General features: G+C 49.6%; 22 protein-coding genes and 1 other annotated feature. All 22 genes read left to right on the forward strand.

The window, feature by feature from the left end:
- Window positions 1–6 precede the first annotated feature (6 nt).
- The 22 genes from DVG79_RS03235 to pyrE all read left to right on the forward strand — a co-directional run bounded on the left by DVG79_RS03235 (window position 7) and on the right by pyrE (window position 23,349).
- Window positions 7–786: a cell division protein FtsQ/DivIB gene (locus tag DVG79_RS03235; protein WP_114595434.1), complete on the forward strand. Its 780-nt coding sequence runs from the start codon at window positions 7–9 to the stop codon at window positions 784–786.
- A gap of 229 nt (window positions 787–1,015) precedes the next feature.
- Window positions 1,016–2,320: a cell division protein FtsA gene (gene ftsA / locus DVG79_RS03240; RefSeq protein ID WP_114595435.1), complete on the forward strand. Its 1,305-nt coding sequence runs from the start codon at window positions 1,016–1,018 to the stop codon at window positions 2,318–2,320.
- Between the two features lie 38 nt (window positions 2,321–2,358).
- Window positions 2,359–3,516, forward strand: a complete 1,158-nt coding sequence (gene ftsZ / locus DVG79_RS03245; RefSeq protein ID WP_114595436.1) for a cell division protein FtsZ — start codon at window positions 2,359–2,361, stop codon at window positions 3,514–3,516.
- 82 nt (window positions 3,517–3,598) lie between these two features.
- Window positions 3,599–4,375 carry a peptidoglycan editing factor PgeF gene (pgeF, locus tag DVG79_RS03250; protein WP_114595437.1) on the forward strand — a complete coding sequence of 259 codons (777 nt, stop codon included), beginning with the start codon at window positions 3,599–3,601 and terminating at the stop codon, window positions 4,373–4,375.
- Window positions 4,362–5,033, forward strand: coding sequence for a YggS family pyridoxal phosphate-dependent enzyme (locus DVG79_RS03255; RefSeq protein WP_114595438.1), 672 nt, complete (start codon window positions 4,362–4,364; stop codon window positions 5,031–5,033). The genes pgeF and DVG79_RS03255 overlap by 14 nt, the downstream gene beginning before the upstream one ends.
- Window positions 5,034–5,234: 201 nt before the next feature.
- Window positions 5,235–5,558 (forward strand): cell division protein SepF, encoded by a 324-nt coding sequence (locus DVG79_RS03260; RefSeq protein ID WP_233494514.1) that lies wholly within the window; start codon window positions 5,235–5,237, stop codon window positions 5,556–5,558.
- Window positions 5,559–5,560: 2 nt separating this feature from the next.
- Window positions 5,561–5,833, forward strand: a complete 273-nt coding sequence (locus DVG79_RS03265) for a YggT family protein (RefSeq protein WP_034769807.1) — start codon at window positions 5,561–5,563, stop codon at window positions 5,831–5,833.
- Complete coding sequence (locus tag DVG79_RS03270; protein WP_114595440.1) at window positions 5,833–6,606, forward strand: YlmH family RNA-binding protein; 774 nt, start codon at window positions 5,833–5,835, stop codon at window positions 6,604–6,606. The genes DVG79_RS03265 and DVG79_RS03270 overlap by 1 nt, the downstream gene beginning before the upstream one ends.
- Before the next feature lie 26 nt (window positions 6,607–6,632).
- Window positions 6,633–7,154, forward strand: coding sequence for a DivIVA domain-containing protein (locus tag DVG79_RS03275; RefSeq protein ID WP_114595441.1), 522 nt, complete (start codon window positions 6,633–6,635; stop codon window positions 7,152–7,154).
- Window positions 7,155–7,383 (forward strand) — a binding site (T-box leader). It abuts the gene before it with no gap.
- Between the two features lie 57 nt (window positions 7,384–7,440).
- A complete protein-coding gene (ileS, locus tag DVG79_RS03280) occupies window positions 7,441–10,176 on the forward strand; it encodes an isoleucine--tRNA ligase (RefSeq protein ID WP_114595442.1) in 2,736 nt (911 codons plus the stop codon).
- A 72-nt stretch (window positions 10,177–10,248) separates the two neighbouring features.
- On the forward strand, window positions 10,249–10,722 hold the full coding sequence (gene lspA, locus DVG79_RS03285; RefSeq protein WP_012370820.1) for a signal peptidase II: 474 nt from the start codon (window positions 10,249–10,251) through the stop codon (window positions 10,720–10,722).
- Complete coding sequence (locus tag DVG79_RS03290; RefSeq protein ID WP_026827946.1) at window positions 10,723–11,646, forward strand: RluA family pseudouridine synthase; 924 nt, start codon at window positions 10,723–10,725, stop codon at window positions 11,644–11,646. It begins immediately after the preceding gene.
- A gap of 242 nt (window positions 11,647–11,888) precedes the next feature.
- A complete protein-coding gene (pyrR, locus tag DVG79_RS03295; protein WP_012370818.1) occupies window positions 11,889–12,419 on the forward strand; it encodes a bifunctional pyr operon transcriptional regulator/uracil phosphoribosyltransferase PyrR in 531 nt (176 codons plus the stop codon).
- A 51-nt stretch (window positions 12,420–12,470) separates the two neighbouring features.
- Complete coding sequence (locus tag DVG79_RS03300; RefSeq protein ID WP_114595443.1) at window positions 12,471–13,787, forward strand: uracil-xanthine permease family protein; 1,317 nt, start codon at window positions 12,471–12,473, stop codon at window positions 13,785–13,787.
- Between the two features lie 138 nt (window positions 13,788–13,925).
- Window positions 13,926–14,825 (forward strand): aspartate carbamoyltransferase catalytic subunit, encoded by a 900-nt coding sequence (locus tag DVG79_RS03305; RefSeq protein WP_114596542.1) that lies wholly within the window; start codon window positions 13,926–13,928, stop codon window positions 14,823–14,825.
- Between the two features lies 1 nt (window position 14,826).
- Window positions 14,827–16,098: a dihydroorotase gene (locus tag DVG79_RS03310; RefSeq protein WP_114595444.1), complete on the forward strand. Its 1,272-nt coding sequence runs from the start codon at window positions 14,827–14,829 to the stop codon at window positions 16,096–16,098.
- A complete protein-coding gene (locus tag DVG79_RS03315; protein ID WP_114595445.1) occupies window positions 16,091–17,179 on the forward strand; it encodes a carbamoyl phosphate synthase small subunit in 1,089 nt (362 codons plus the stop codon). Before DVG79_RS03310 ends, DVG79_RS03315 begins: the two co-directional genes overlap by 8 nt.
- A complete protein-coding gene (carB, locus tag DVG79_RS03320; protein ID WP_114595446.1) occupies window positions 17,172–20,384 on the forward strand; it encodes a carbamoyl-phosphate synthase large subunit in 3,213 nt (1,070 codons plus the stop codon). Before DVG79_RS03315 ends, carB begins: the two co-directional genes overlap by 8 nt.
- Complete coding sequence (locus tag DVG79_RS03325; RefSeq protein ID WP_114595447.1) at window positions 20,381–21,112, forward strand: dihydroorotate dehydrogenase electron transfer subunit; 732 nt, start codon at window positions 20,381–20,383, stop codon at window positions 21,110–21,112. Before carB ends, DVG79_RS03325 begins: the two co-directional genes overlap by 4 nt.
- Window positions 21,109–22,038 (forward strand): dihydroorotate dehydrogenase, encoded by a 930-nt coding sequence (locus DVG79_RS03330; protein ID WP_114595448.1) that lies wholly within the window; start codon window positions 21,109–21,111, stop codon window positions 22,036–22,038. The genes DVG79_RS03325 and DVG79_RS03330 overlap by 4 nt, the downstream gene beginning before the upstream one ends.
- On the forward strand, window positions 22,013–22,711 hold the full coding sequence (gene pyrF, locus DVG79_RS03335; RefSeq protein WP_114595449.1) for an orotidine-5'-phosphate decarboxylase: 699 nt from the start codon (window positions 22,013–22,015) through the stop codon (window positions 22,709–22,711). Before DVG79_RS03330 ends, pyrF begins: the two co-directional genes overlap by 26 nt.
- Entirely contained in the window at window positions 22,708–23,349 is a 642-nt protein-coding gene (gene pyrE / locus DVG79_RS03340; protein WP_114595450.1) for an orotate phosphoribosyltransferase, read from the forward strand. Before pyrF ends, pyrE begins: the two co-directional genes overlap by 4 nt.
- The last annotated feature ends 32 nt before the right edge of the window (window positions 23,350–23,381 follow it).

The raw sequence follows: 23,381 nt of genomic DNA on the forward strand, positions 1-23,381 counted from the left end.
GCTTACGTGAAGGAACAACAACCGGCAAGCCAGCCGAAGATGGATACGACTGTCCGCAGCTTAGAAGATAAAATTCCATATGTCCGTGAGCAGCGTCGGAAAAAGGCGAACCGGCGTTTAATCTATGTCCTCATCCTGATCGGTCTATTGATTGGTGTCGTCTTCTATCTTCAATCGAGTTTCTCGCGTGTCGCGACGTTTGACGTCACCGGCACCGTGAACGTCAAGAAGGAAAACATCATTCAAGCCTCACGTATTAAGGTGAAGGAGACACATGCTTTCAATGTGTCGGAAGAAGCCGTGTTGGAACGGATTGAAAATGTCCCGGGTATACGCGAAGCGACGATGAAAAAAACGTTTTTACATCATTATGAAGTTGACGTCGTCGAAGAAAAAGAGATTGCGTATGCCAAAGATAAACCGGGCGCCCGGATCGTCTTAGCGGATGGAACGATTATTCCCGGAAAATCGAAGGAAGAATTGTTTGATGCTCCGATTCTAACAGGATTTACGGATCAGTCCCTGGAACGTCTGACAAAGGAACTTGTCAAAATCGAGCCGAAAGTCCGGAGCCGGATTTCGGAAATCGTAGCCAATGACCAGACGGACAAGGGGGGATTGAAGTTATTCATGACAGACGGAAATACCGTCTTATTGAGTACATCGGCTTTTTCTAACTCGTTGAATGAATATGTCAAGGTGATTTCCGCTTTACCGAAAGGAAAGACCGGAACAATCACCATTGATGGAGGAATCTATTTCAAACCATATAAAGGTAAAAAATAGAAAATAACATCAAGGATTAGATGGGTTTGACAAACGTTTGTTTTCATTAGTAGGAAAGCGGACACATCGTCATCAAATCGTAATCTATTAGATGGGTAAGTTAGACAATAACTTCTTTTCGTGAGGTTTTTTATAGTGTAGACTTAAACGAGAAGAAGATTGTCTCGATTCCTGTAAATATAAACAGGGACGATAGGATTAGTATTATGAAAGTGGAGGTGTCACTCCCATGGAAACGAAAGGTACGATTGCCGCACTAGATATTGGGACATCGGAAGTGAAACTCATCGTCGGTGAACTTCTAGGTGGAACACTGAATGTCTTAGCGGAAGGGTCTGCACCATCTGCAGGCGTCAAGCGAGGTGTCATCGTCGACATCGATCAAACAGTAAATGCCATTAAACAAGCGGTTGCAGAAGTGGAGCGCACACTCGGCGAACCAATTGGTGAAGTATATGTAGCAATTTCCGGTGAACACATCCAAGTCAAGGATTGCCAAGGGATGACATCAATCAAAGGGGAAGACAACGAAATCACAGATGACGACGTGAAAGATGTTCTTCACTCAGCCATGGTGATGCGGATTCCAAACGAATTGAGTGTTGTCGATGTGTTACCTAAAACGTTTACTGTCGATCAGCAGACGGAGATCACGGATCCACGTGGCATGATCGGTTATCGTTTAGAAGTGACAGGGAAGCTGATTATCGGAGCGAAGACGATTCTACATAGCATCAAACGTTCCATCGAACGGGCTGGTTTAGAACTTGCGGGGTATGTGCTGGAAAGTTTAGCCGTCTCACGAATCGCAGCTTCGATTGATGAGTTAGAACTGGGTGTCGGGATCGTTGATATCGGACATGAAACGACCACTCTTTCGATTTACGAAAAAAACGATCTAGTTTACTCAACGACACTTGCGTACGGTGGAGATCATCTGACACGCGATTTGACGTATAAAATGAATTGTAAATATCAAGATGCGAAACTAGCCAAAGAAGAATACGGTGTCGCATTAGAAGCATTGGGTGACCCGGAAGAGAAAGTCTCGTACGTGACAATCAACGGGGAACACCGTTTCGAACCACAGACGGAGATTGGCTTTGTCCTGGAAGCCCGTCTGGAAGAGATTTTTGAGATGATTCAGAAGCGAATGACACAGGCTGGGTATCCACAAATGAACAGTGGAATCATTCTTTGTGGTGGCAGTTCTTCCCTACCAGGAATTGACCAGCTCGGTAAGCGAATCTTTAAACAAAGCGTGAATGTGTATCAACCAGCCAGCTTAGGGATTCGTCATCCGAAGTATGCTGTCGCTGCTGGAATGTTACGATATGTTTTATCACGCAGTGCCGTTTCGAAGTCAGGATTTGACCGTGCGGACGAAAAGGGAGTAGCCGCACAAGGCCGTGAGCAAGAGGAGTTACTTGCACACCCTTCCCAACCTTCAGTACGCGAAGAGCGACCACAGAAGGAACAGCCTCCAAAAGAGCGAAAGTCATTCAGCAGTTTCTTTGAGAAGTTTTTCGGCTAAATAAAAAATTATCAGTAAAAAAATAGGGGGCCCCTTTTATGTTGCATTTTGATGAAATGATGGACCAAGTAGCTAAAATCAAAGTCATCGGAGTAGGCGGCGGTGGATCTAACGCTGTCAACCGAATGATCGAACATGGTGTCCAAGGCGTAGAATTCATCGCTGTCAACACGGATGCACAAGCATTAAACATGTCACAGGCAGATGTAAAACTTCAACTCGGAGCAAAACTGACACGTGGTCTTGGTGCCGGAGCAAATCCGGAAATCGGTAAAAAAGCTGCCGAAGAAAGCCGCGAACAGTTGACAGAAATTTTATCTGGTGCCGATATGGTTTTCGTAACGGCAGGAATGGGTGGAGGCACCGGAACAGGTGCTGCACCGGTCATCGCAGAAATCTCTAAAGAAATCGGCGCATTGACAGTAGGTGTCGTCACAAAACCTTTCATGTTCGAAGGCCGTAAACGGATGCAACATGCTGTTTCAGGTGTTCAGAACTTTAAAGAAAAAGTCGATACACTCATCGTCATCCCGAATGATAAATTGCTTGAAATCGTCGATCGTAATACGCCGATGCTTGAAGCCTTCAAAGAAGCCGATAACGTTCTTCGTCAAGGGGTACAAGGGATTACGGATTTAATCGCCGTTCCTGGTCTCATCAACTTGGATTTCGCGGATGTTAAAACGATCATGACGGAAAAAGGCTCAGCATTGATGGGTGTTGGTGTCGCAACCGGCGAACACCGTGCAACGGAAGCTGCGAAAAAAGCGATCTCAAGTCCATTGCTTGAAACATCGATCGAAGGGGCAAAAGGCGTCCTGATGAACATTACCGGTAGTGCGAACTTGAGCCTTTACGAAGTAACGGAAGCGGCTCAAATCGTTCAAAGCGCTGCGGATGAAGAAGTTAACTTAATCTTCGGATCAGTCATCAATGACAACTTGGAAGACGAAATCATTGTTACGGTCATCGCAACGGAATTCGAAAACGAACCACTCGATTTTGAAATCCCATCAGCACAAGAGATGATGAAAAACTTGCTTAAGAAAAAGCAAGCGGCACCATCACCGGTAGCTGAAGAACCTAAACCGCAAGTCGAAGAGACACCTAGTAGCTCGAACCAAGAATCAGCAAAAGGGTCAGATGTTGAAGAGACGATGGATATTCCTTCTTTCCTTCGCCGGAATAATCGTTAATCCGATATTCCAGAGACACGACTGCTAGATCAAGAGGTGTCGCGTAAGCGACACCTCTTTTTTTAAAAAAGGATGGGATGAAATGTTTGGTCAATGGATAAAATGGGATACGCCGACAGGTACTGTTCGCGCAGCGTTTACGACAAAATTTTCAGCACCTCACGGCAAGGGCAACTTAGGACTTCATGTCAAGGATGATCCGGAAGGGGTCATCAAAAATCGTGAAGTCATCGTCCGACAACTGGATTTAGCTTTGGAAAACTCTGTTTGGGCTGAACAAGTGCACGGCAATCACGTAGAACAAGTAACAACACTCGAGTCCGGTCGTGGAGCTTCTGATTACGAAACGGCAATCAAGGGTACAGACGGACTGGTGACAACGGATTCAAACGTCTTATTGATGATGCTGTTTGCTGACTGTGTACCGCTCCTGTTCTGTGATCCGCGGACCGGTATCATTGCAAATGTTCACGCCGGTTGGCGCGGAACGGTCGCTAACATCGTCGAAGCAACTCTTACAAAGATGGAACAAGCCGGTGCCGAACGGTCTTCTATTCAGATGGTCATCGGACCCTCGATTCGCGAATGTTGTTATGAAGTCGATGGACCGGTCCTTGAAGCGGTAGATCAACTTGGTCTTGAAGAATCTCCTTACATCAAGAAAGAAGACGGGAAAGCCATGTTATCACTTCAAAAAACGAATGCTATGTTAGCCGAACGCAGTGGTGTCGGCGATGTGCTCGATACAGGAATCTGTACGAACTGTCAGGCAGAAGACTATTTCTCCTATCGTCACGGAGATCATGGTGGACGGTTTGCCAGTTTGATTGTAAAGGAGTCTCTCGATGTCAATTTCTGAAAATGTACAACATGTCCGACAAAACATGAAACAGGCCTATGAAAAGACTGATCAAAAAAAGCAGGTACAATTGATCGGCGTGACGAAATCAGTGTCAAGTGAAGTGGCAGCCGAACTACTCGCTTCAGGGATAACGGCACTTGGTGAGAATCGTCCGGAAGGGTTGACCGACAAACAAACGGTCTTAGGACGCGAGGCCTGTGAGTGGCACTTCATTGGAACGTTACAGACCCGTAAAGTCCGGCAAATCATTGATCGGATTGATGTGTTGCATTCCTTGGACCGGCTGCATTTGGCGGAAGAAATCAACAAACGTGCGAAACGTCCCGTCGATTGTTTTGTTCAAGTCAACGTCTCCGGGGAAGAATCAAAGCAAGGAATTGATCCGGAAGATGTCCATTCATTTTTGCATGAAGTCGGACAATATCCGATGGTCCGCGTCATCGGTTTGATGACGATGGCACCATTGACGGAGGACGAGCAAGTACTGCGTTCAGTCTTTCATTCGCTGCGTGTGTTGCGGGATGAAGTGGCTTCCCGCCATCTACCGCACGCACCATGCACGGAGTTATCAATGGGTATGTCATCAGATTATCAGATTGCCATTGAAGAAGGTGCGACATACGTCCGAATCGGAACGACGTTAGTCCAATCATAAATTGTCTAGATATGTGAAAGGAGAATCGATATGGGATTCAAATCAAAAATGCAAAATCTATTTCTCGGTAACACAGACGATTTAGATGAACTCGAATATGAAAATGATGCTACAATAAATAAAGGTAGAGGTGCATCACAGCAAGAATACGACGAGTACTACGAGGAATCTACCCCGAGTGTTACTCAAAAGGAGGACCCTGTGAGACAATCGAACATCGTACCCATTCATACAAAAAAGACAAAATCACAAGTCATTCTCAGTGAACCGCGTGTGTTTAATGAAGCGCAGGAAATTGGAGAACATCTTCGCCAAAATCGTGCTGTCATCGTTAACATGCAACGGATGTCTAAAGATCAATCACGCCAAATGATCAATTTCTTGTCAGGTGTCGTGTTTGCCCTTGATGGAACGATTACGACAATCAGTCAAAATACACTCCTCTGTGTTCCGAACAACGTCGAGCTGGCCGGAAGTATTTCAAATCTGCTCGGTGAAGATGATATCAACCATAAGGGGTGGTAAGCATGGATTCGCAAGTCATGTACGCAATCGGTCGTACACTCAGCACGTTACTTCAATACTACAGCTACGTCATGATTGCCTATATTTTATTATCGTGGTTCCCAAACGCACGTGAATCACGATTCGGTCAAGTTCTCGCTATGTTAGTTGAACCTTTCCTCGCGCCGTTCCGACGGATTATCCCGCCCATCGGAGGTATGCTTGACATTTCACCTATCGTTGCCTTTCTTGTGCTTAATCTCGCACAGTCGGGTATTCGAGCAATCTTCCTGTAATGAGTGTTTATGATCATTATCGCGGACATGAGCGGGAGTTCGTCGATCTTGTCTTGAATTGGATCGACCATGTCGAAGCGACCTATACGTTTAAAGTGACAGATTTTCTGGATCCGCGTGAACAACAAATTACCCGAGAACTCGTCGGAACAAAATGTGCCCTCTTTTTTGAGGGCGGTTTTGAAGGCGCCGAACGACAGCGTGCGCTGATTGCCCCTGATTATTATGAGCTTGATGCCAACGATTTTGATATCGCCATTTATCGTATCCATTATCCCACAAAATTCGTGGAGCTCTCGCATCGCCAGGTGACAGGCACATTGCTGAATGTCGGATTAAAGCGAGGGAAATTCGGTGACGTCGTCATTCAAGATCAAGTCGTCCAATTTGCCGTTGCGAAAGAAGTAGCTTCTTATATCGAAGCAAATGTCGATCGTGCGGGAAAAACGAAGATTCGGTTGTCGCTCGTGGATTCAGAAGAACAGTTGAAGATTAAGGATCAAGAATGGCAAGAAGAACTGGGATTCGTCAGTTCACTTCGTTTTGATACGGTTGTCAGTGAAATCCTTGGTTTTTCAAGACAAAAAGCGCAAAGCCTGATTAAACAAGGTGAAAGCAAAGTGAATTATAAAATCGTTGAAGATCCAAGTTTTTTGTTAGAGGAAGGCGACCTACTGTCCCTTCGCGGAACGGGACGTGTCAAGTTAATCGCCGTACTCGGCTCGACAAAACGGGATCGGATTAAGTTGCAATACGGTCTGCTAAAAGGATAACCAACAAGCTGAGGGAGGATTTCATCATGCCATTGACGCCACTTGATATTCACAATAAGGAATTTACACGTAAGTTTCGCGGCTATGACGAAGATGAGGTCAATGAATTTCTTGATCAAGTCATCAAAGATTTTGAATTGTTGCTCCGGGAAAACCGTCAACAGCAAGAAGTCATTCACAATATGCAGTCGCGTGTCGATTACTTCAGTTCGATGGAAGAAACATTAAACAAATCCATCATCGTGGCACAAGAAGCGGCAGAAGAAGTCAAAGCCAATGCGACGAAAGAAGCGAGCTTAATCGTCAAACAAGCGGAACGGGAAGCCGAGCAATTGCAAGATGCGGCACAACGCCGAGCACAACGGACCGATTTCGAAGTCGAACAGATGCGTAAAAAAATCGAATTGTACCGGAATCGATTCAAAGTGTTGATTGACGCACAGATGGAATTGTTGACGAGCCACGACTGGGATGCATTCGATATTTCGACGCGGGGTGCGCTTGACGAGATTCCGGCAGTTGCGTATAATGACGACGATGTCATATAAGCTAAATCAATGAAAAGGACACGTCTTTTATCAGGATACTGTCAGCGAATCGGGGACTGGTGCGAGCCCGATCAGTGAATGATAAAAGATATCCCCTTTGAGTGTGGGACTGAACATATTCAGTAAGTTCCGCCGTTTCGCCTCCGTTATCAGGCTCTTAAGTGGTAATCCGTTCGTTAGGATTACTAGTAGGGTGGTACCGCGAGTTCAAGCCAAGCTCGTCCCTATCAGGGGATGAGCTTGGCTTTTTTTGTACGTAAAATATAGACAAGTGAGGGAATGCCAAATGGAATACAAAGATACGTTATTGATGATGAAAACGGAATTTTTAATGCGGGGAAACTTACCGAAACGTGAACCAGATATGCAGGCACGCTGGAACGAGATGAATCTTTATGAAGCAGTTCAAGAAAAAAATGCCGGAAAACCGACATTCATCCTGCACGACGGTCCTCCCTACGCAAACGGAGACATCCATATGGGACACGGATTGAACAAAGTCTTAAAAGACATCGTCGTCCGTTATAAATCAATGAACGGATTCCGCTCTCCGTATGTACCGGGTTGGGACACACACGGACTTCCGATCGAGACGGCTCTTCAAAAAGCGGGTGTCGACCGTAAATCAATGTCGGTCGCGGAATTCCGTGAGCTGTGTGCGAAGTATGCGCTCGAACAGGTCGATCATCAACGTGAACAATTCAAGCGTCTTGGTGTTCTCGGTGACTATGACAATCCATACATCACGTTACAACCGGAATTCGAAGCCGCACAAATTCGTCTGTTCGGCGATATGGCCAATAAAGGTTACATCTATAAAGGGAAAAAACCGGTGTACTGGTCGCCGTCATCAGAATCTGCTTTGGCAGAAGCCGAAATCGAATACCAGGATAAACGTTCTGCTGCCATCTACGTAGCGTTCCAAGTCATGGATGGAAAAAATATCCTGGAGTCGACGGATCATTTCGTCATCTGGACGACGACACCTTGGACGATTCCGGCAAACCTCGGAATCTCAGTCAGTGGTGAGTTGACATATGCACGCATCGAACACGAAGGAAAAGGCTATATCGTAGCTGAGACCCTCGTACCGGAAGTGATCGAAGCACTCGGCTGGGAAAATGCGACGGTTGGTCGTGTCTTTAACGGGGCAGACTTTGAGTACATCAAAGCGAAACACCCGCTCTATGACCGGGAATCACTTGTCATGCTCGGCGATCACGTCACGGCAGAAGCGACGGGTGTCGTTCATACAGCACCCGGACACGGGGAAGATGACTTCAGAATCGGTCAAGCGTACGGTTTGGATGTGCTTTGTCCGGTTGACGATAAAGGTGTCATGACGGCAGAAGCTCCTGGTTTTGAAGGGTTGTTCTATGAAGATGCCAACAAAGAAATCGGTGTGGCATTGGAAGAAGCCGGTGCTTTATTAAAACTGTCATTCATCAAACACTCGTATCCGCATGACTGGCGGACGAAAAAACCGGTGATTTTCCGGGCGACACCCCAGTGGTTCGCTTCAATTAAAGATTTCCGGGCAGAAATCCTCGATGAGATCAAAGGCGTTCAATGGGTACCGGAGTGGGGTGAAACCCGTCTTCACAATATGTTCAAAGACCGTGGGGACTGGGTCATTTCCCGTCAACGCGCATGGGGTGTCCCGTTGCCAATCTTCTATGCGGAAGACGGTACGGAAATCGTCACACCGGAAACAATCGACCATATCGCGAACCTGTTTGCGGCACACGGATCAAACGTCTGGTATGAGCGGGAAGCCGTTGATTTGTTACCGGAAGGATTTACGCATCCGGCAAGCCCGAACGGGATCTTCAAAAAAGAAACGGATATCATGGATGTCTGGTTCGATTCTGGATCATCTCATGCCGGTGTTCTTGCGACACGTCCGGAACTCGAGCGTCCAGCTGACTTGTATCTAGAAGGTTCTGACCAATACCGCGGATGGTTCAACTCGTCGCTTTCGACAGCTGTCGCAACGACAGGGAAAGCCCCTTATAAAGCGGTCGTCAGTCACGGATTCGTCCTTGACGGTCAAGGGCGGAAGATGTCGAAATCAATCGGAAATACGATTGCCCCGATCCAAATCATGCAACAATTCGGAGCGGAAATCCTTCGTCTTTGGGTCGCTTCTGTCGACTATCAATCGGACGTCCGGGCTTCAATGGACAACTTCAAACAAGTTTCGGAATCATACCGGAAAATCCGGAATACGGTCCGGTTCCTGCTTGGTAACCTGGATCAGTTCGATCATACGGCGCATCGTGTTGCCTTTGCCGACTTACCGGAATCGGATCGCTTCATGCGGACGAAACTGGATCAACTCGTCGGTAAAGTAAAAGCGGCGTATGACGCGTATGACTTTATGGCGGTCTATCAGTTGTTGCATAACTTCTGTGTCCTTGACTTGTCTTCGTTCTATCTCGATTACACGAAGGATATCTTGTACATCGAAAAAGCAGATGCACCAGCGCGTCGTGCCGTTCAAACGGTCATGTACGATACGGTCGTCACATTGTTACAACTGATGGCACCGGTCTTACCGCATACAGCAGACGAAGCATGGGAATTCGTTCCTGGCGTCGAGACGGCAAGCATCTTCTTGACAGATCTTCCGGAAGCACTGGAAGTGACAGAAGAAGGCCTTGCGTTGATTGCGAAATGGAACAGTTTCCTCGTCTTCCGTGATGATGTCTTGAAAGCGCTCGAAGAAGCACGCGCCGAGAAACTGGTCGGGAAAACGCTCGAAGCGAAACTGGAACTGGCACCAAATGACGAAACGAAAGCATTGCTTGCGACGATCGATCATCTTGAGCAGTTGTTGCAGGTTTCACAGATTGAGTTCGTCGCTTCGGCGGAGAAATCATACGGGACAACAGGCATCACCGTTCTGAAAGCGGACGGCGAAAAATGTGAACGCTGTTGGACATATTCGACGGAGCTTGGACAAGATCCGGCTCATCCGACACTTTGCCCACGTTGTACTGAAGTCGTCAATTCTTTATAATGAATCAGGGAGGGGCAGCTACGGCGACTTCGTAGCGGTCCCTCATTATTTTTGGATGTGGAGGAAAAAAGAATGTGGCTTTACTTAGCGATTGCTGCTGTACTCGTCGGAGTGGATCAATTGACGAAATGGATCGTCGTCCAACAGATGACGATTGGTCAAGCGATTGAGATCATTCCCAATTTCTTTTATTTAAATTCATACCGGAATCGTGGCGCTGCCTGGGGGATGCTTGAAGGGAAGTTTGGCTTTTTCTTCGTCATCACGCTGGTCGTCGTCATTGGGCTGATTTATTTTCTTTACAAAGAAGGCACAAAAAACAAAGTATTTGCTTGGAGCGTCGCCTTATTACTCGGCGGAGCGGTCGGGAATTTCATCGACCGGATGGCACGTGGAGAAGTCGTCGACTTTTTTCATTTTTATCCGTTCGGGTATAATTTCCCGATATTTAATGTGGCAGACGTCAGTTTGACGTTTGGGGTTATTCTGATGCTGATCAGCGTCATGTTTGAAGAGCGTTTGACTAAGAAGGGAACGATTGATTAAATGAATGAACAAAATGAATGGGCTGTTAAAGCCAATGGTGCTACCGGTCGAATTGATAAATGGTTAGCGGAACAACAAGACTGGTCCCGGTCACAAGTCCAGGACTGGTTAAAAGCGGGACACGTCGAAGTCGACGGACGAATCGTCAAACCGAACTATAAGATGTCGGGTACGGAAGAGATTCTCGTCCGGATTCCGGAAGCCGTGGAGCTGGAAGTGTTACCGGAAGATATCCCGCTGGATGTCGTGTATGAAGACAGTGATGTCATCGTCATCAACAAGCCAAAAGGGATGGTCGTACATCCGGCAGCAGGGCACGTATCCGGAACACTCGTCAATGCCTTGCTCCATCACTGCCAGGATTTGTCCGGCATCAACGGCGTCAAACGTCCAGGCATCGTCCACCGAATCGATAAAGATACATCCGGTCTCCTGATGGTCGCTAAAAATGATTTGGCACATGAATCCCTGGCACAACAACTAAAAGACAAGACGACAGAGCGTCTGTACATCGCGCTTGTCCACGGCGAGATTCCGCATGAACTGGGAACGATCGAAGCACCGGTCGGCCGTGACAAAAATGACCGTCAACGGATGACGGTGACGGATAAAAACTCGAAAGCGGCTGTGACGCATTTCCGTGTCCTTGACCGTTACGAAGGGTTCACTGTCGTTGAATGTAAGCTCGAGACAGGACGGACGCACCAGATTCGTGTCCACATGCGTTACATCGGTTTCCCGCTCGCCGGAGATCCGAAATACGGACCACGGAAAACGATGAAAATGAACGGTCAAGCGCTTCATGCGGCTGTTCTTGGATTCAAGCATCCGCGGACTGGGGAAATGTTACATTTCGAGGCACCGTTACCGGAAGAGATGACGTTCGAGATCAGTCAGTTGAAAAAACTTGAATTAGAGTCTTGACGTTTTTCTAATAAAACGGTAGAGTATCACCTAGAGAGCGATGCGAGACATCTGCCTCACACAACCGGTCGTCCGCGTTGACGATCCTACCCATAGCACACCTTTAAACGAGTCCGGAGAGGCTACGAAAGGGAGACACTTCATTTGTGTAGATACGTGTAGCGTGAGCTGCCCACACTTATTGTCTTCAACAACCTCCTGCGACTTCACGCAGGAGGTTTTTTTGCAGAAAGGAGCAAGTAATGAAACCATCCGTCATTTTAGATGAAGCCGCAATCAGTCGGGCATTGACACGCATCGCCCATGAAATCATCGAACGCAACAAAGGAATTGATCAACTGATGATCGTCGGTATCAAGACACGGGGCGAGACACTGGCCCGCCGTCTGGCCCGCCGGATCGAAGAGATTGAAGGCAAGCCGGTCCTGCTTGGTGTCGTGGACATCTCGATGTACCGGGATGACTTATCGAAAAAAAGTCTTGAGCCGGAAATCAAAGGCACGGACATGCCGGAGACGGTGACCGGAAAAATCATCGTCCTGGTGGATGACGTCCTATACACCGGACGCACCGTCCGCGCTGCGATGGATGCGCTCGTTGATCACGGTCGCCCGAGTATGATTCAACTCGCTGTCCTCGTCGACCGGGGACACCGGGAACTGCCGATCCGACCGGATTTCATCGGGAAGAATGTCCCGACATCACGCGAAGAACAAGTTGTCGTCGCCTTATCTGAAGTCGATGACGCCGATCAAGTATTTATCAAACGTTAAACACAAATACCTTTAACGTGGTCCAGAGAGACCAGAAAGGGAGTTATCCTTATGAAAACCCACACAGCGATTTTGGATGTACAAGAACGGCCAAAACACCCCCTGCAGTGGCTGATGCTCAGCCTCCAACATGTCTTCGCGATGTTTGGTGCGACGGTCCTGGTTCCGCTATTAACGGGATTAAACACATCCGTCGCCCTCGTCGCAAGCGGAGTCGGCACCTTGATTTTCCTCGCCGTCACACGCTTTAAAGTCCCGACGTACTTAGGTTCAAGTTTTGCGTATATCGTCCCGATCATCGCTGTCAGTGAACGCTGGGGAGTGGAAGATGCCCTTGTCGGCGGCATGGTAGCCGGGCTGGTCTACGGCATCGTTTCCCTCATCATCACATATACGGGAGTCGGTTGGCTGATGAAACTCTTGCCGCCGGTCGTCATCGGACCTGTCATCATGGTCATCGGATTATCGCTTGCGCCGACAGCTGTCAACATGGCGATGAACGGAGCGGACGGAAAGTACAGCGGGACCTTCCTCCTCGTCGCCTTGACGACACTCGCCGTGACGTTGCTTGCCATGACGTATTTCAAAGGCATGTGGAGTACGGTGCCGATCCTGTTCGGTATCTTGACAGGCTATCTGGTCGCTGTTGCGGCGGGAATCGTTGATTTCACTTCACTGAAACAGGCGAGCTTTTTCCAAATTCCGAACTTTACGGTACCGTTCCTGGATTACTCACCAACCTTGAACTGGGCAGCACTTGCACTCATCGTCCCGGTCACACTCGTCACGTTGACAGAACACATCGGAGAGCAAAAAGTGACATCACGGATTATCGGGCGCGAGACGCTTCTTGATCCGGGGATGCACCGGACGGTTCTCGGAGACGGACTGGCGAAGACAATCGCTTCGATGCTCGGCGGTCCGCCGGTGACGACATACGGTGAAAACAACGGTGTCATGGCCATTACCCGCGTCTACAGCGTCTTTGTCCTCGGAGGCGCAGCCGTTCTTGCCATCAGCTTCGGATTCCTCGGCTATGTCGAAGGATTCATCAAAACGATTCCGACACCTGTCATGGGCGGCATCAGCATCCTGCTGTTTGGAGTCATCGCTTCGAACGGTTTGCGGACTCTGGTCGAAAGTAAAGTCGATCTTGCGGATAAACGCAATCTGACGATCACTGCCGTCATCCTGGTCATCGGAATCGGCGGGGCTGCTTTGAAAATCGGTAACTTCTCGTTAGAAGGCATGGCACTGGCGACGATTCTAGGAGTCCTTTTGAATCTGATCTTGCCGAAAACGAGTACCGAAGTGGCAGAACAAGAACAAGAATCACCACAACCGAAACGAGCAGCTAACGACTTTTAAGACGTTCCAGAGAGAACGATAAAGTGGAGGCCCTTCAGAAACAGATGGCGACATCTGTCTTCTTCAGCGCACCTTCACATCAGAAGGTGCGCTTTTTTGCGGCCCAAAGGAGAGAAGAACATGCAGACACGACAACGGATTGCCCATTTTACAAGTCTTGACGAGCTGTCGACAACTGAAATCGAACGATTGATAAAGCGGGGACTGGAATTGAAACAAGGCGCACCCGCCCGGCCATTGCCGAAGAAAACCGTCGCTAACTTATTTTTCGAACATTCGACCCGGACCAAATGTTCGTTTGACATGGCAGAATATCATCTCGGATTGCACGTCCTGCCATTCGAAACAGCGACCTCATCCGTTCAAAAAGGTGAAACGTTACTGGATACATGTAAGACGTTACAGGCGATTGGCGTCGATGCGCTCGTCATCCGTCACGGAGAGACCGGTTATTACGAACCACTGCAACACCATCTGGCGATTCCAATCATTAATGCCGGAGACGGTAGCGGACAGCATCCCTCACAATCCTTACTGGATTTGATGACCATGTACGAGACATACGGTGATGTCAGCGGGAAAACGATCGTCATCTGCGGGGATCTCCGGCATAGCCGGGTGGCCCGCTCCAATGCACACGTCTTACAGCGGTTGGGAGCGACCGTCATCGGTTCCGGACCGAGGGAATGGTTCGATGAAACGATGGGAATCACTTACCGGGAGATGGATGAGGCAGTAGCCACGAGTGATATCATCATGCTGCTCCGGGTTCAGCATGAACGGCATGCGGATAAGCAGTCGTTTGCAACAGATGAGTATCACGAACGGTACGGTTTAACGGGGAAACGGATGAACCGGATTCGGCCGGATGCGATTGTGTTACATCCCGCACCGGTCAACCGCGGCGTTGAAATTGCCGAAGAACTGGTTGAACATCCGCAATCACGTATCTTTGATCAGATGACGAACGGTGTGTTTGCGCGAATGGCGATTTTAGAACGGGCGTTTGAGACAGAAACGACAAAGGAGACGATATAAGATGGCAATCCGAATTGATCATGCGACATGGTATAAAAATGGGGAACGGCAAGAGTCGAGCATTCGCATCGAAAATGGAATCTTTACGGAACTCGATGCGACACCGATTGAAACGGATCAGGTGATTGACGCTAAAGATTATTTGGTTGCACCGGGATTTGTCGATATTCATGTTCATTTACGCGAACCGGGCGGCGAACATAAGGAGACGATCGCGACGGGAACGGCAGCAGCGGCAGCAGGCGGATTTACGACGATTTGTCCGATGCCGAACACGCGACCGGTTCCGGATGACCGGGAGACGCTGGATGCGCTCTTTAAAAAGATTGAAGAAACGGCATCTGTCCGTGTTTTCCCTTATGCGGCGATTTCAAAAAATCAGCTAGGGCAGGAACTCGTCGCATTTGAACAACTGACCGATGCCTTCGCTTTCACGGATGACGGAGTCGGTGTCCAAAGTGCCGCTGTCATGCGGGAAGCGATGACACGCGCCGCCGCCGTCAATAAAAGTATCATCGCCCATTGTGAAGATGATTCGCTAAAGGCAGGTTGTGTCCATGAAGGAGCGTACAGTGCACGCGAAAAGTTACAGGGAATTCCGTCACTGGCCGAAAGCATTCATATCGCGCGGGATGTCTTGATTGCAGAAGCGACCGGCTGTCATTATCATGTCTGCCATGTCTCGACGAAGGAATCCGTCCGGGTGATCCGGGATGCAAAACGGGCAGGAATTCGGGTGACGGCGGAAGTCACGCCCCATCATCTGGTGTTAACGGAAGACGATATCGTCGGACGCGATCCAAACTTCAAGATGAATCCACCACTTCGGAGCGAAGCGGATCGTCAAGCATTGCTGGAAGGTTTACTGGACGGGACGATTGATTGTATCGCAACGGACCATGCCCCGCATGCAGCAGAGGAAAAAGCACTCGGCATCGAGCGGGCCCCGTTCGGAATTACAGGATTTGAGACGGCATTTCCGTTGCTGTATACGAAGCTGGTCGAACCGGGCATCGTCACGCTTGCCCAGTTGCTCGATTGGCTGTCACGTAAACCGGCTGATTTGTTTGACTTGCCATTTGGACGAATCGAAGTCGGTGCACCTGCCGATCTTGTCCTACTCGATCTAACGACAGTCCGGACGGTTCAACCGGATCAGTTTTTCTCGAAAGGGAAAAACACACCATTTAGTGGAGAACGGCTAACGGGCTATCCGGTCTTGACGCTCGTCGGTGGAGAAATTGTATTCAAGGGGGAAATGACACATGTCTAAACGGACGTTGATTTTAGAAGATGGAATGGTGTTTGAAGGAGAAGCATTTGGTTCAAGCGAGGTGACGATGGGGGAAGTGGTCTTCCAAACAGGCATGACCGGGTATCAAGAGATGTTATCCGATCCTTCCTACTGTGATCAAATGATCGTCTTAACCAATCCGTTGATCGGCAACTACGGCATGAACCGCGATGACTATGAAACGACCCGTCCGCTTGCGAAAGCACTGATCGTCCGGGAAGTCTGTCATACACCATCAAACTTCCGCTCCCAGACGTCACTTGCAACGGCTCTAGAGGAATTCAACATTCCCGGTTTAACGGGAATCGATACCCGTCAGTTAACCCGACACCTGCGTTCAAAAGGAGTCATGCGGGGACTCCTCGTCGATGGAGCGTACGAGTTGTCCGAGCAACTGGAACGGATTCAACAGATGACGCTTGCGACCGATCAGGTCAAACGAGCTTCGACGGAACGCGCCTATGTCATCCCGGGTGCCGGTCCACGGATCGTCTTGGTTGATTTCGGTGCCAAACTCGGGATTATCCGGGAGCTTGTCCGACGCGGATGTGAAGTCGTCGTCGTCCCGCACGACGTGACGGCGAAGGATGTCTTGCGTTACGTACCGGACGGTGTCATGTTATCGAACGGTCCCGGAAATCCAAAAGATGTTCCGACCGCGATTCCCTTAATTCAGGAACTGACCGGTCAAGTCGTCATCTTTGGCATCTGTCTTGGTCATCAATTGATTGCCTTGGCGCATGGAGCAGATACGTTTAAATTACCGTTCGGTCACCGCGGAGCAAACCACCCGGTCGAAGATCTTCAAACGGGACAAGTCAGTATCACGTCACAAAATCATGGTTACGCTGTCGAGGAACAGTCGCTGGTCGGATTGAATCTCAAACTGACGCACCGGGCGATCAATGATGGGACCGTTGAAGGAATCCGGCATACGATCCACCCCGTCTTTTCCGTTCAGTATCATCCTGAAGCTTCTCCCGGACCAATGGATGCCAATGATTTATTTGATCAATTTTTAACAGAAATCACGAACCAACAGGAGGTCTCTCATGCCTAAACGTCAAGATATTCAAAAGATTCTCGTTATCGGATCCGGTCCAATCGTCATCGGACAAGCGGCGGAATTTGATTATGCCGGAACACAAGCCTGCCAAGCCTTAAAAGAGGAAGGGTACGAAGTCGTTCTCGTTAACTCCAATCCGGCGACCATCATGACGGATCCGACAGTAGCCGACCGCGTGTACATTGAACCGTTACAAGCAGAGTTTGTTTCCCGGATTATCCGGAAAGAACGTCCCGATGCGTTACTCGCGACTCTCGGCGGACAAACGGGTCTGAATCTTGCTGTTGAACTGGATCGACTGGGTGTTCTTGCGGAATACGGCGTCGAGCTGCTCGGAACGAAGCTGACGGCAATCGAGGAAGCGGAAGATCGTGATTTGTTCAGAAAATTGATGTTTAGACTTGGGCACGGTGTTCCGGAAAGTGAGATCGTGCATACGGTCGAAGAAGCCGAGGACTTTTGTGCGAAAATCGGTCTTCCAATCATTATTCGACCGGCATATACGCTTGGAGGAACCGGTGGCGGCATCGCTGAAACGATGGATGAGTTCATCCGGATTGTCGAAGGCGGACTGAAAGCCAGTCCAGCGACACAGGTTTTACTTGAGAAATCCATCGCCGGGATGAAAGAAGTCGAATTTGAAGTCATGCGTGACGCGACGAACCAGGCAATCATCGTCTGTGCGATGGAAAACTTTGATCCGGTTGGTGTCCACACGGGTGATTCGATTGTCTTTGCCCCGACACAAACGTTATCCGACCGCGATTATCAGATGATGCGTAATGTATCGCTCGATATCATTCGTGCACTCGGGATCGAAGGCGGGTGCAATATTCAATTCGCACTCGATCCGGTCAGTTTCACGTATTATGTCATCGAAGTGAATCCGCGCGTCTCCCGTTCTTCGGCACTGGCTTCGAAAGCCACAGGATATCCGATTGCTAAACTGGCCGCAAAAATCGCCGTCGGGTATGCCTTATCCGAGTTGAAGAATCCGATTACGGAAACGAGCTTTGCTTCGTTCGAACCGGCACTCGACTATGTTGTCGCCAAGATTCCACGGTGGCCGTTTGATAAGTTTGAATCAGCTGACCGGACACTTGGGACGCAGATGAAAGCGACGGGTGAAGTGATGGCCATGGGGCGGACGATGGAGGAAGCTTTGCTGAAAGCAGTCCGTTCGCTTGAAATCGGTCAATCCGATTTACACATGACACGTTTTGCTGAAATGAATGAAGCCGATCTGCACCGTCAAATCGTCAAAGCGACGGATGAACGATTGTTTGCCCTCTATGCCGGCATCGAACGTGGTTATACCGTCGAACAGCTGCACGAATGGACAAGCATCGACCGGTTATTCTTAGAAAAACTGCATCACATCCACCGAATTGAACAAGATATCGTCAAGAACGGATTGACACAGGAACGCCTGCGTCATGCCAAACGTTATGGCTTCAGTGACCAAATGCTCGCCCGGATCACGCAACAAACCGAGACAGCTGTCCGGTCTATCCGCAACGAAGCGGGACTGCATCCGGTCTATAAAATGGTTGATACGTGTGCAGCGGAATTTGCATCCGACACACCGTATTACTACGGTACGTACGAAGTTGAAAACGAAGCGGCACCAACGACACGGCCGTCGATTCTCGTCCTCGGTTCCGGACCGATCCGGATCGGGCAAGGGGTGGAGTTTGATTATGCAACGGTCCACTCGATTCAAGCGATTCGTGAAGCGGGATATGAAGCCATCATCGTCAACAATAACCCGGAGACGGTCTCAACTGACTTCTCGATTTCTGACCGGCTCTATTTTGAACCCTTGACGACGGAAGATGTCTTGGAAGTCATCCAGAATGAACAGCCGATCGGGGTCATCGTGCAATTCGGCGGACAGACGGCGATCAATTTAGCTGAATCACTGGAAGCGGAAGGGGTGAAGATTCTTGGAACGTCTCTTGAGGATCTCGACCGGGCAGAAGACCGGAAACAGTTTGAAGCAGCCCTGACACAGCTTGAAATTCCGCAACCTCCGGGAAAAACTGCCATCACGGTAGCTGAAGCGACAGACGCGGCAAGCGAACTCGGGTATCCGGTTCTCGTCCGCCCGTCGTATGTCCTTGGCGGACGCGCGATGGAGATTGTCTATGGACAACAGGAACTCGAACATTATATGAAACACGCCGTCATTGCCTCACCGGAACGTCCGGTTCTCGTCGACCGTTATTTGACCGGAATGGAACTTGAGGTGGATGCGATTTGTGACGGGGAAGATGTCGTCATTCCGGGCATCATGGAACATATTGAACGGGCCGGCGTCCACTCCGGGGATTCCATCGGCGTTTATCCGCCGCAACGTGTACCGCAAGCGATCAAGGATTTGATTGTCGATTATACGACACGGATTGCCAAAGCCTTCCGGATCAAAGGATTGCTTAATATCCAATTCGTCTTTGCAGACGGAGAACTGTATGTGCTCGAAGTCAATCCGCGGGCAAGCCGGACCGTCCCGTTCATCTCAAAAGTCACCGGCTTACCGGTTGCACGTCTGGCGACGAATGTCATCTTGGGAGATACGCTTGCGTCTTACGGATTGACGAGTGGCGTTTTACCGGAAGAAGAACTGGTCTCTGTAAAAGTACCGGTCTTCTCGTTTGCGAAGCTGAAGGAAGTCGACCCGTCGCTCGGACCGGAGATGAAATCGACCGGAGAAGTCATTGGAACGGACCGGACACTTGAAAAAGCACTTTATAAAGGGTTGCTTGCCTCCGGTATGGCGATTCCGGAACACGGCCGGGTCTTGCTGACGGTTGCCGATCAGGATAAACAGGAAATGCTCGATCTCGCCAAACGCTTTACAGCACTCGGCTTTACACTCCTCGCCACGGCGGGAACTGCCAGTGTCTTGGCGGAGAACGGTCTGCGTGTCCAAGTCGTCGGTAAGCTCGGTTCGGAACAAGGATCAATGCTCGAATGGATTGAAAAAGCGGAAGTCGAATATGTCATCAATACGATGAGTCGGGATTCGCAAGTTACGAAAGACGGCTTCATCATTCGCCGGGCAGCAGCAGAAAACAATGTCGTCTGCCTGACATCTCTTGATACAGCCGAAGCCTTGTTACGGGTCATTGAAAGTCTGTCCTTTGAAGCCAGCGCCATTCAACCGTTCGACTATATGAAAAAGGCGGTGACTCGATGATTCAACTCCTGACGGTCGTGACACGACGACAAATTGCTTCAGGCGCGACAGAATTAGTCTGTCGCCGCCCTGACGCGACGCCTATCGAACCAGGCCGGTTCATGCATTTACGGGTCGGTCCGTTATTACGTCGCCCGATCTCAATCGCTAACGTCGAAGGAGATTTAATCACGTTTTTGTTCAAGGAAATCGGTCAAGGCACAAAAGAACTGGCGCGTCTTCGGGCAGGGGATCAAATCGATGCGCTCGGTCCACTCGGAAACGGGTTTCCAGTCGAACATGTTGCGCGTGACGCCAAAATTGTGTTGGTCGGGGGAGGCATCGGGGTTCCGCCGCTTTATTATACGATGCGCCGATTGGTTGAACGGGGAATTGCCTGCGAAGCGATTTTGGGATTCGATACGGCAGACAGTGTCTTTTATGAAGACGAGTTTCGAAAACTTGGTCCGACGACCGTGACGACCATCGACGGGACAGCGGGAATCCAAGGATTCGTGACCGCCGCGCTCGACAGCAACCGGTTCGATACACTGTTCGCCTGTGGACCGGAACCGATGTTACGCTCGATTCAACAAGTTCCAATCAAACATAAGTTTTTATCGATTGAAAACCGGATGGGGTGCGGCATTGGCGCCTGTTTCGCTTGTGTCTGTCCGACACCTGACGGACATTATGTCAAAACCTGTTCCGATGGTCCGGTCTTCCGGGCAGAAGAGGTGATCCTATGAACCGTCTGCAAGTGGTCTTGCCCGGTCTGAATTTAAAAAATCCGATTATTCCGGCGTCCGGATGTTTCGGATTCGGTGAAGAGTTTGCCAAACTGTACGATTTATCGATGCTTGGCGGCATCATGATCAAAGCGGCGACCGGAGAAGAGCGGTATGGCAATCCGACGCCGCGGGTTGCAGAGAGCGATATGGGCATGCTGAATGCGATCGGGTTACAAAATCCAGGTGTCGACGGAATCATCGCAAAGAAATTACCGTTTCTCAGTCAGTTTGATACAGAAATCATTGCGAACGTGGCCGGCTCGACACCAGAAGAATATGAGGAAGTCACAAGACGGATCAGCCGGGATCCGGTCGTTAAAGCAATCGAGTTGAACATCTCCTGTCCAAACGTCAAGTCCGGCGGGTTGCAGTTCGGAACGGATCCGAAGATGGCGGCTGAGCTGACACGGCGCGTCAAAGCGGTTTCCGAAAAACCGGTCTATGTCAAATTATCTCCGAATGTCACGTCGATTGTTGAGATGGCCCAAGCAGTGGAACAGGCGGGTGCGGATGGACTGACGATGATCAATACACTTGTCGGGATGCGGATCGACGTTCGGACCGGTCAACCGATTTTGGCTAACCGGATCGGCGGATTGTCCGGACCAGCCATCAAACCGGTTGCCATTCGGATGATTAACGATGTCGCCCAAGTCGTCTCGATTCCGATCATCGGGATGGGAGGCGTCATGGAAGTGGATGATGTACTCGAGATGATTTACGCAGGCGCATCAGCGGTAGCAATTGGAACGGCAAATTTCGTGAATCCGTTCATTTGTCAGGAACTGATCACGGCATTGCCGAAACGAATGGACGAGTTAGGCATTGAACACATTTTGGACATCAGGGGGAAAGCATATGGAGCAACTTTACATCGCGCTTGATTTTGAGTCAGCCAACCAAGTTGAACGATTTTTAGAAAAATTGGCACCACACCGTCCGGCAGTCAAAATCGGGATGGAGCTGTATTATGCGGAAGGTCCCGCTTTTGTCCGGCATTTGGTCAAACAAGGACATGCTGTCTTTCTCGATTTAAAAGTCCATGATATTCCGGAAACGGCCCGGCGGACGATGCGGATCATTGGTCAACTCGGTGTTGAATTGACGAACGTCCACGCAGCAGGTGGAAAAACAATGATGCAGGCGGCCCTGGCAGGACTGCGGGAGACATCAGCCGATACACGGTTGATTGCCGTCACCCAGCTGACATCGACCGATCAAGACATGTTGACCGACCTGATGATTCCACACGCGATGGACGAGGTCGTTGCGCATTATGCCCGCGAAGCCGACCAGACCGGTCTTGACGGAGTCGTGTGTTCCGTTCTCGATACGACGCACATCAAAGCAACCTGTCGCTCCGGCTTCCAACTGGTCACGCCGGGGATCCGGCCGGACGGGACGGCTGCAAATGATCAAAAACGGATTGCGACAGTAACGGATGCACGCCGAAACGGGGCAACGGATCTCGTCATCGGACGTGCCATCACACAGGCAGAGGATCCGAAAGCCGTCTATGAAGCATTACTCTCAGAATGGAAGGGGATTAAACAATGAATCAACTGGCACAGGCATTACTTGAAATCGAGGCGGTCACGTTAGCACCGACGACACCGTATACGTGGGCAAGCGGATTACGATCGCCGATTTATTGCGATAACCGGCTGACTTTATCCAGTCCGGCCGTTCGGACGCTGATTGCCGACAAATTAGCGGAACGCATCCGTCCTTTAAACGTCGATGTCATCGCGGGGACGGCAACAGCCGGTATTCCGCATGCGGCGCTCGTCGCGGAACGACTTGGCCTTCCAATGATTTATATCCGAGGGAGTGCGAAAGGACACGGAAAAGGGAATCAGATTGAAGGACGTTTGCAAGCCGGACAACGGGTCATCGTCGTCGAAGACTTATTGTCGACGGGGATGTCTTCGATTGAAGCCACACAAGCCGTCGAAGCAGCCGGGGGAACCGTCGTCCGGATTCAAGCCATCTTCTCTTACGGCATGACACGACTGAAGGAAAACTTAACGGCGGCCGAAGTGGAAGCGGATGCGTTATTGACGTTCACAGAATTGCTGGAGACAGCTGTCGAGACGGCCTACATTTCTAAAGAAGAACGAGACGCTTTACAGACCTGGTCGGTCGATCCGGTGAAGTGGAGTGAAGCGTTCCTGGCGGTCGCAAAACAGAATTAATCACGACAGCATGAGTGAAGTGATCCGAGCAT

Origin of the sequence: Exiguobacterium sp. RIT594, assembly GCF_003339585.1 — a bacterium.
GTDB lineage: Bacteria > Bacillota > Bacilli > Exiguobacteriales > Exiguobacteriaceae > Exiguobacterium_A.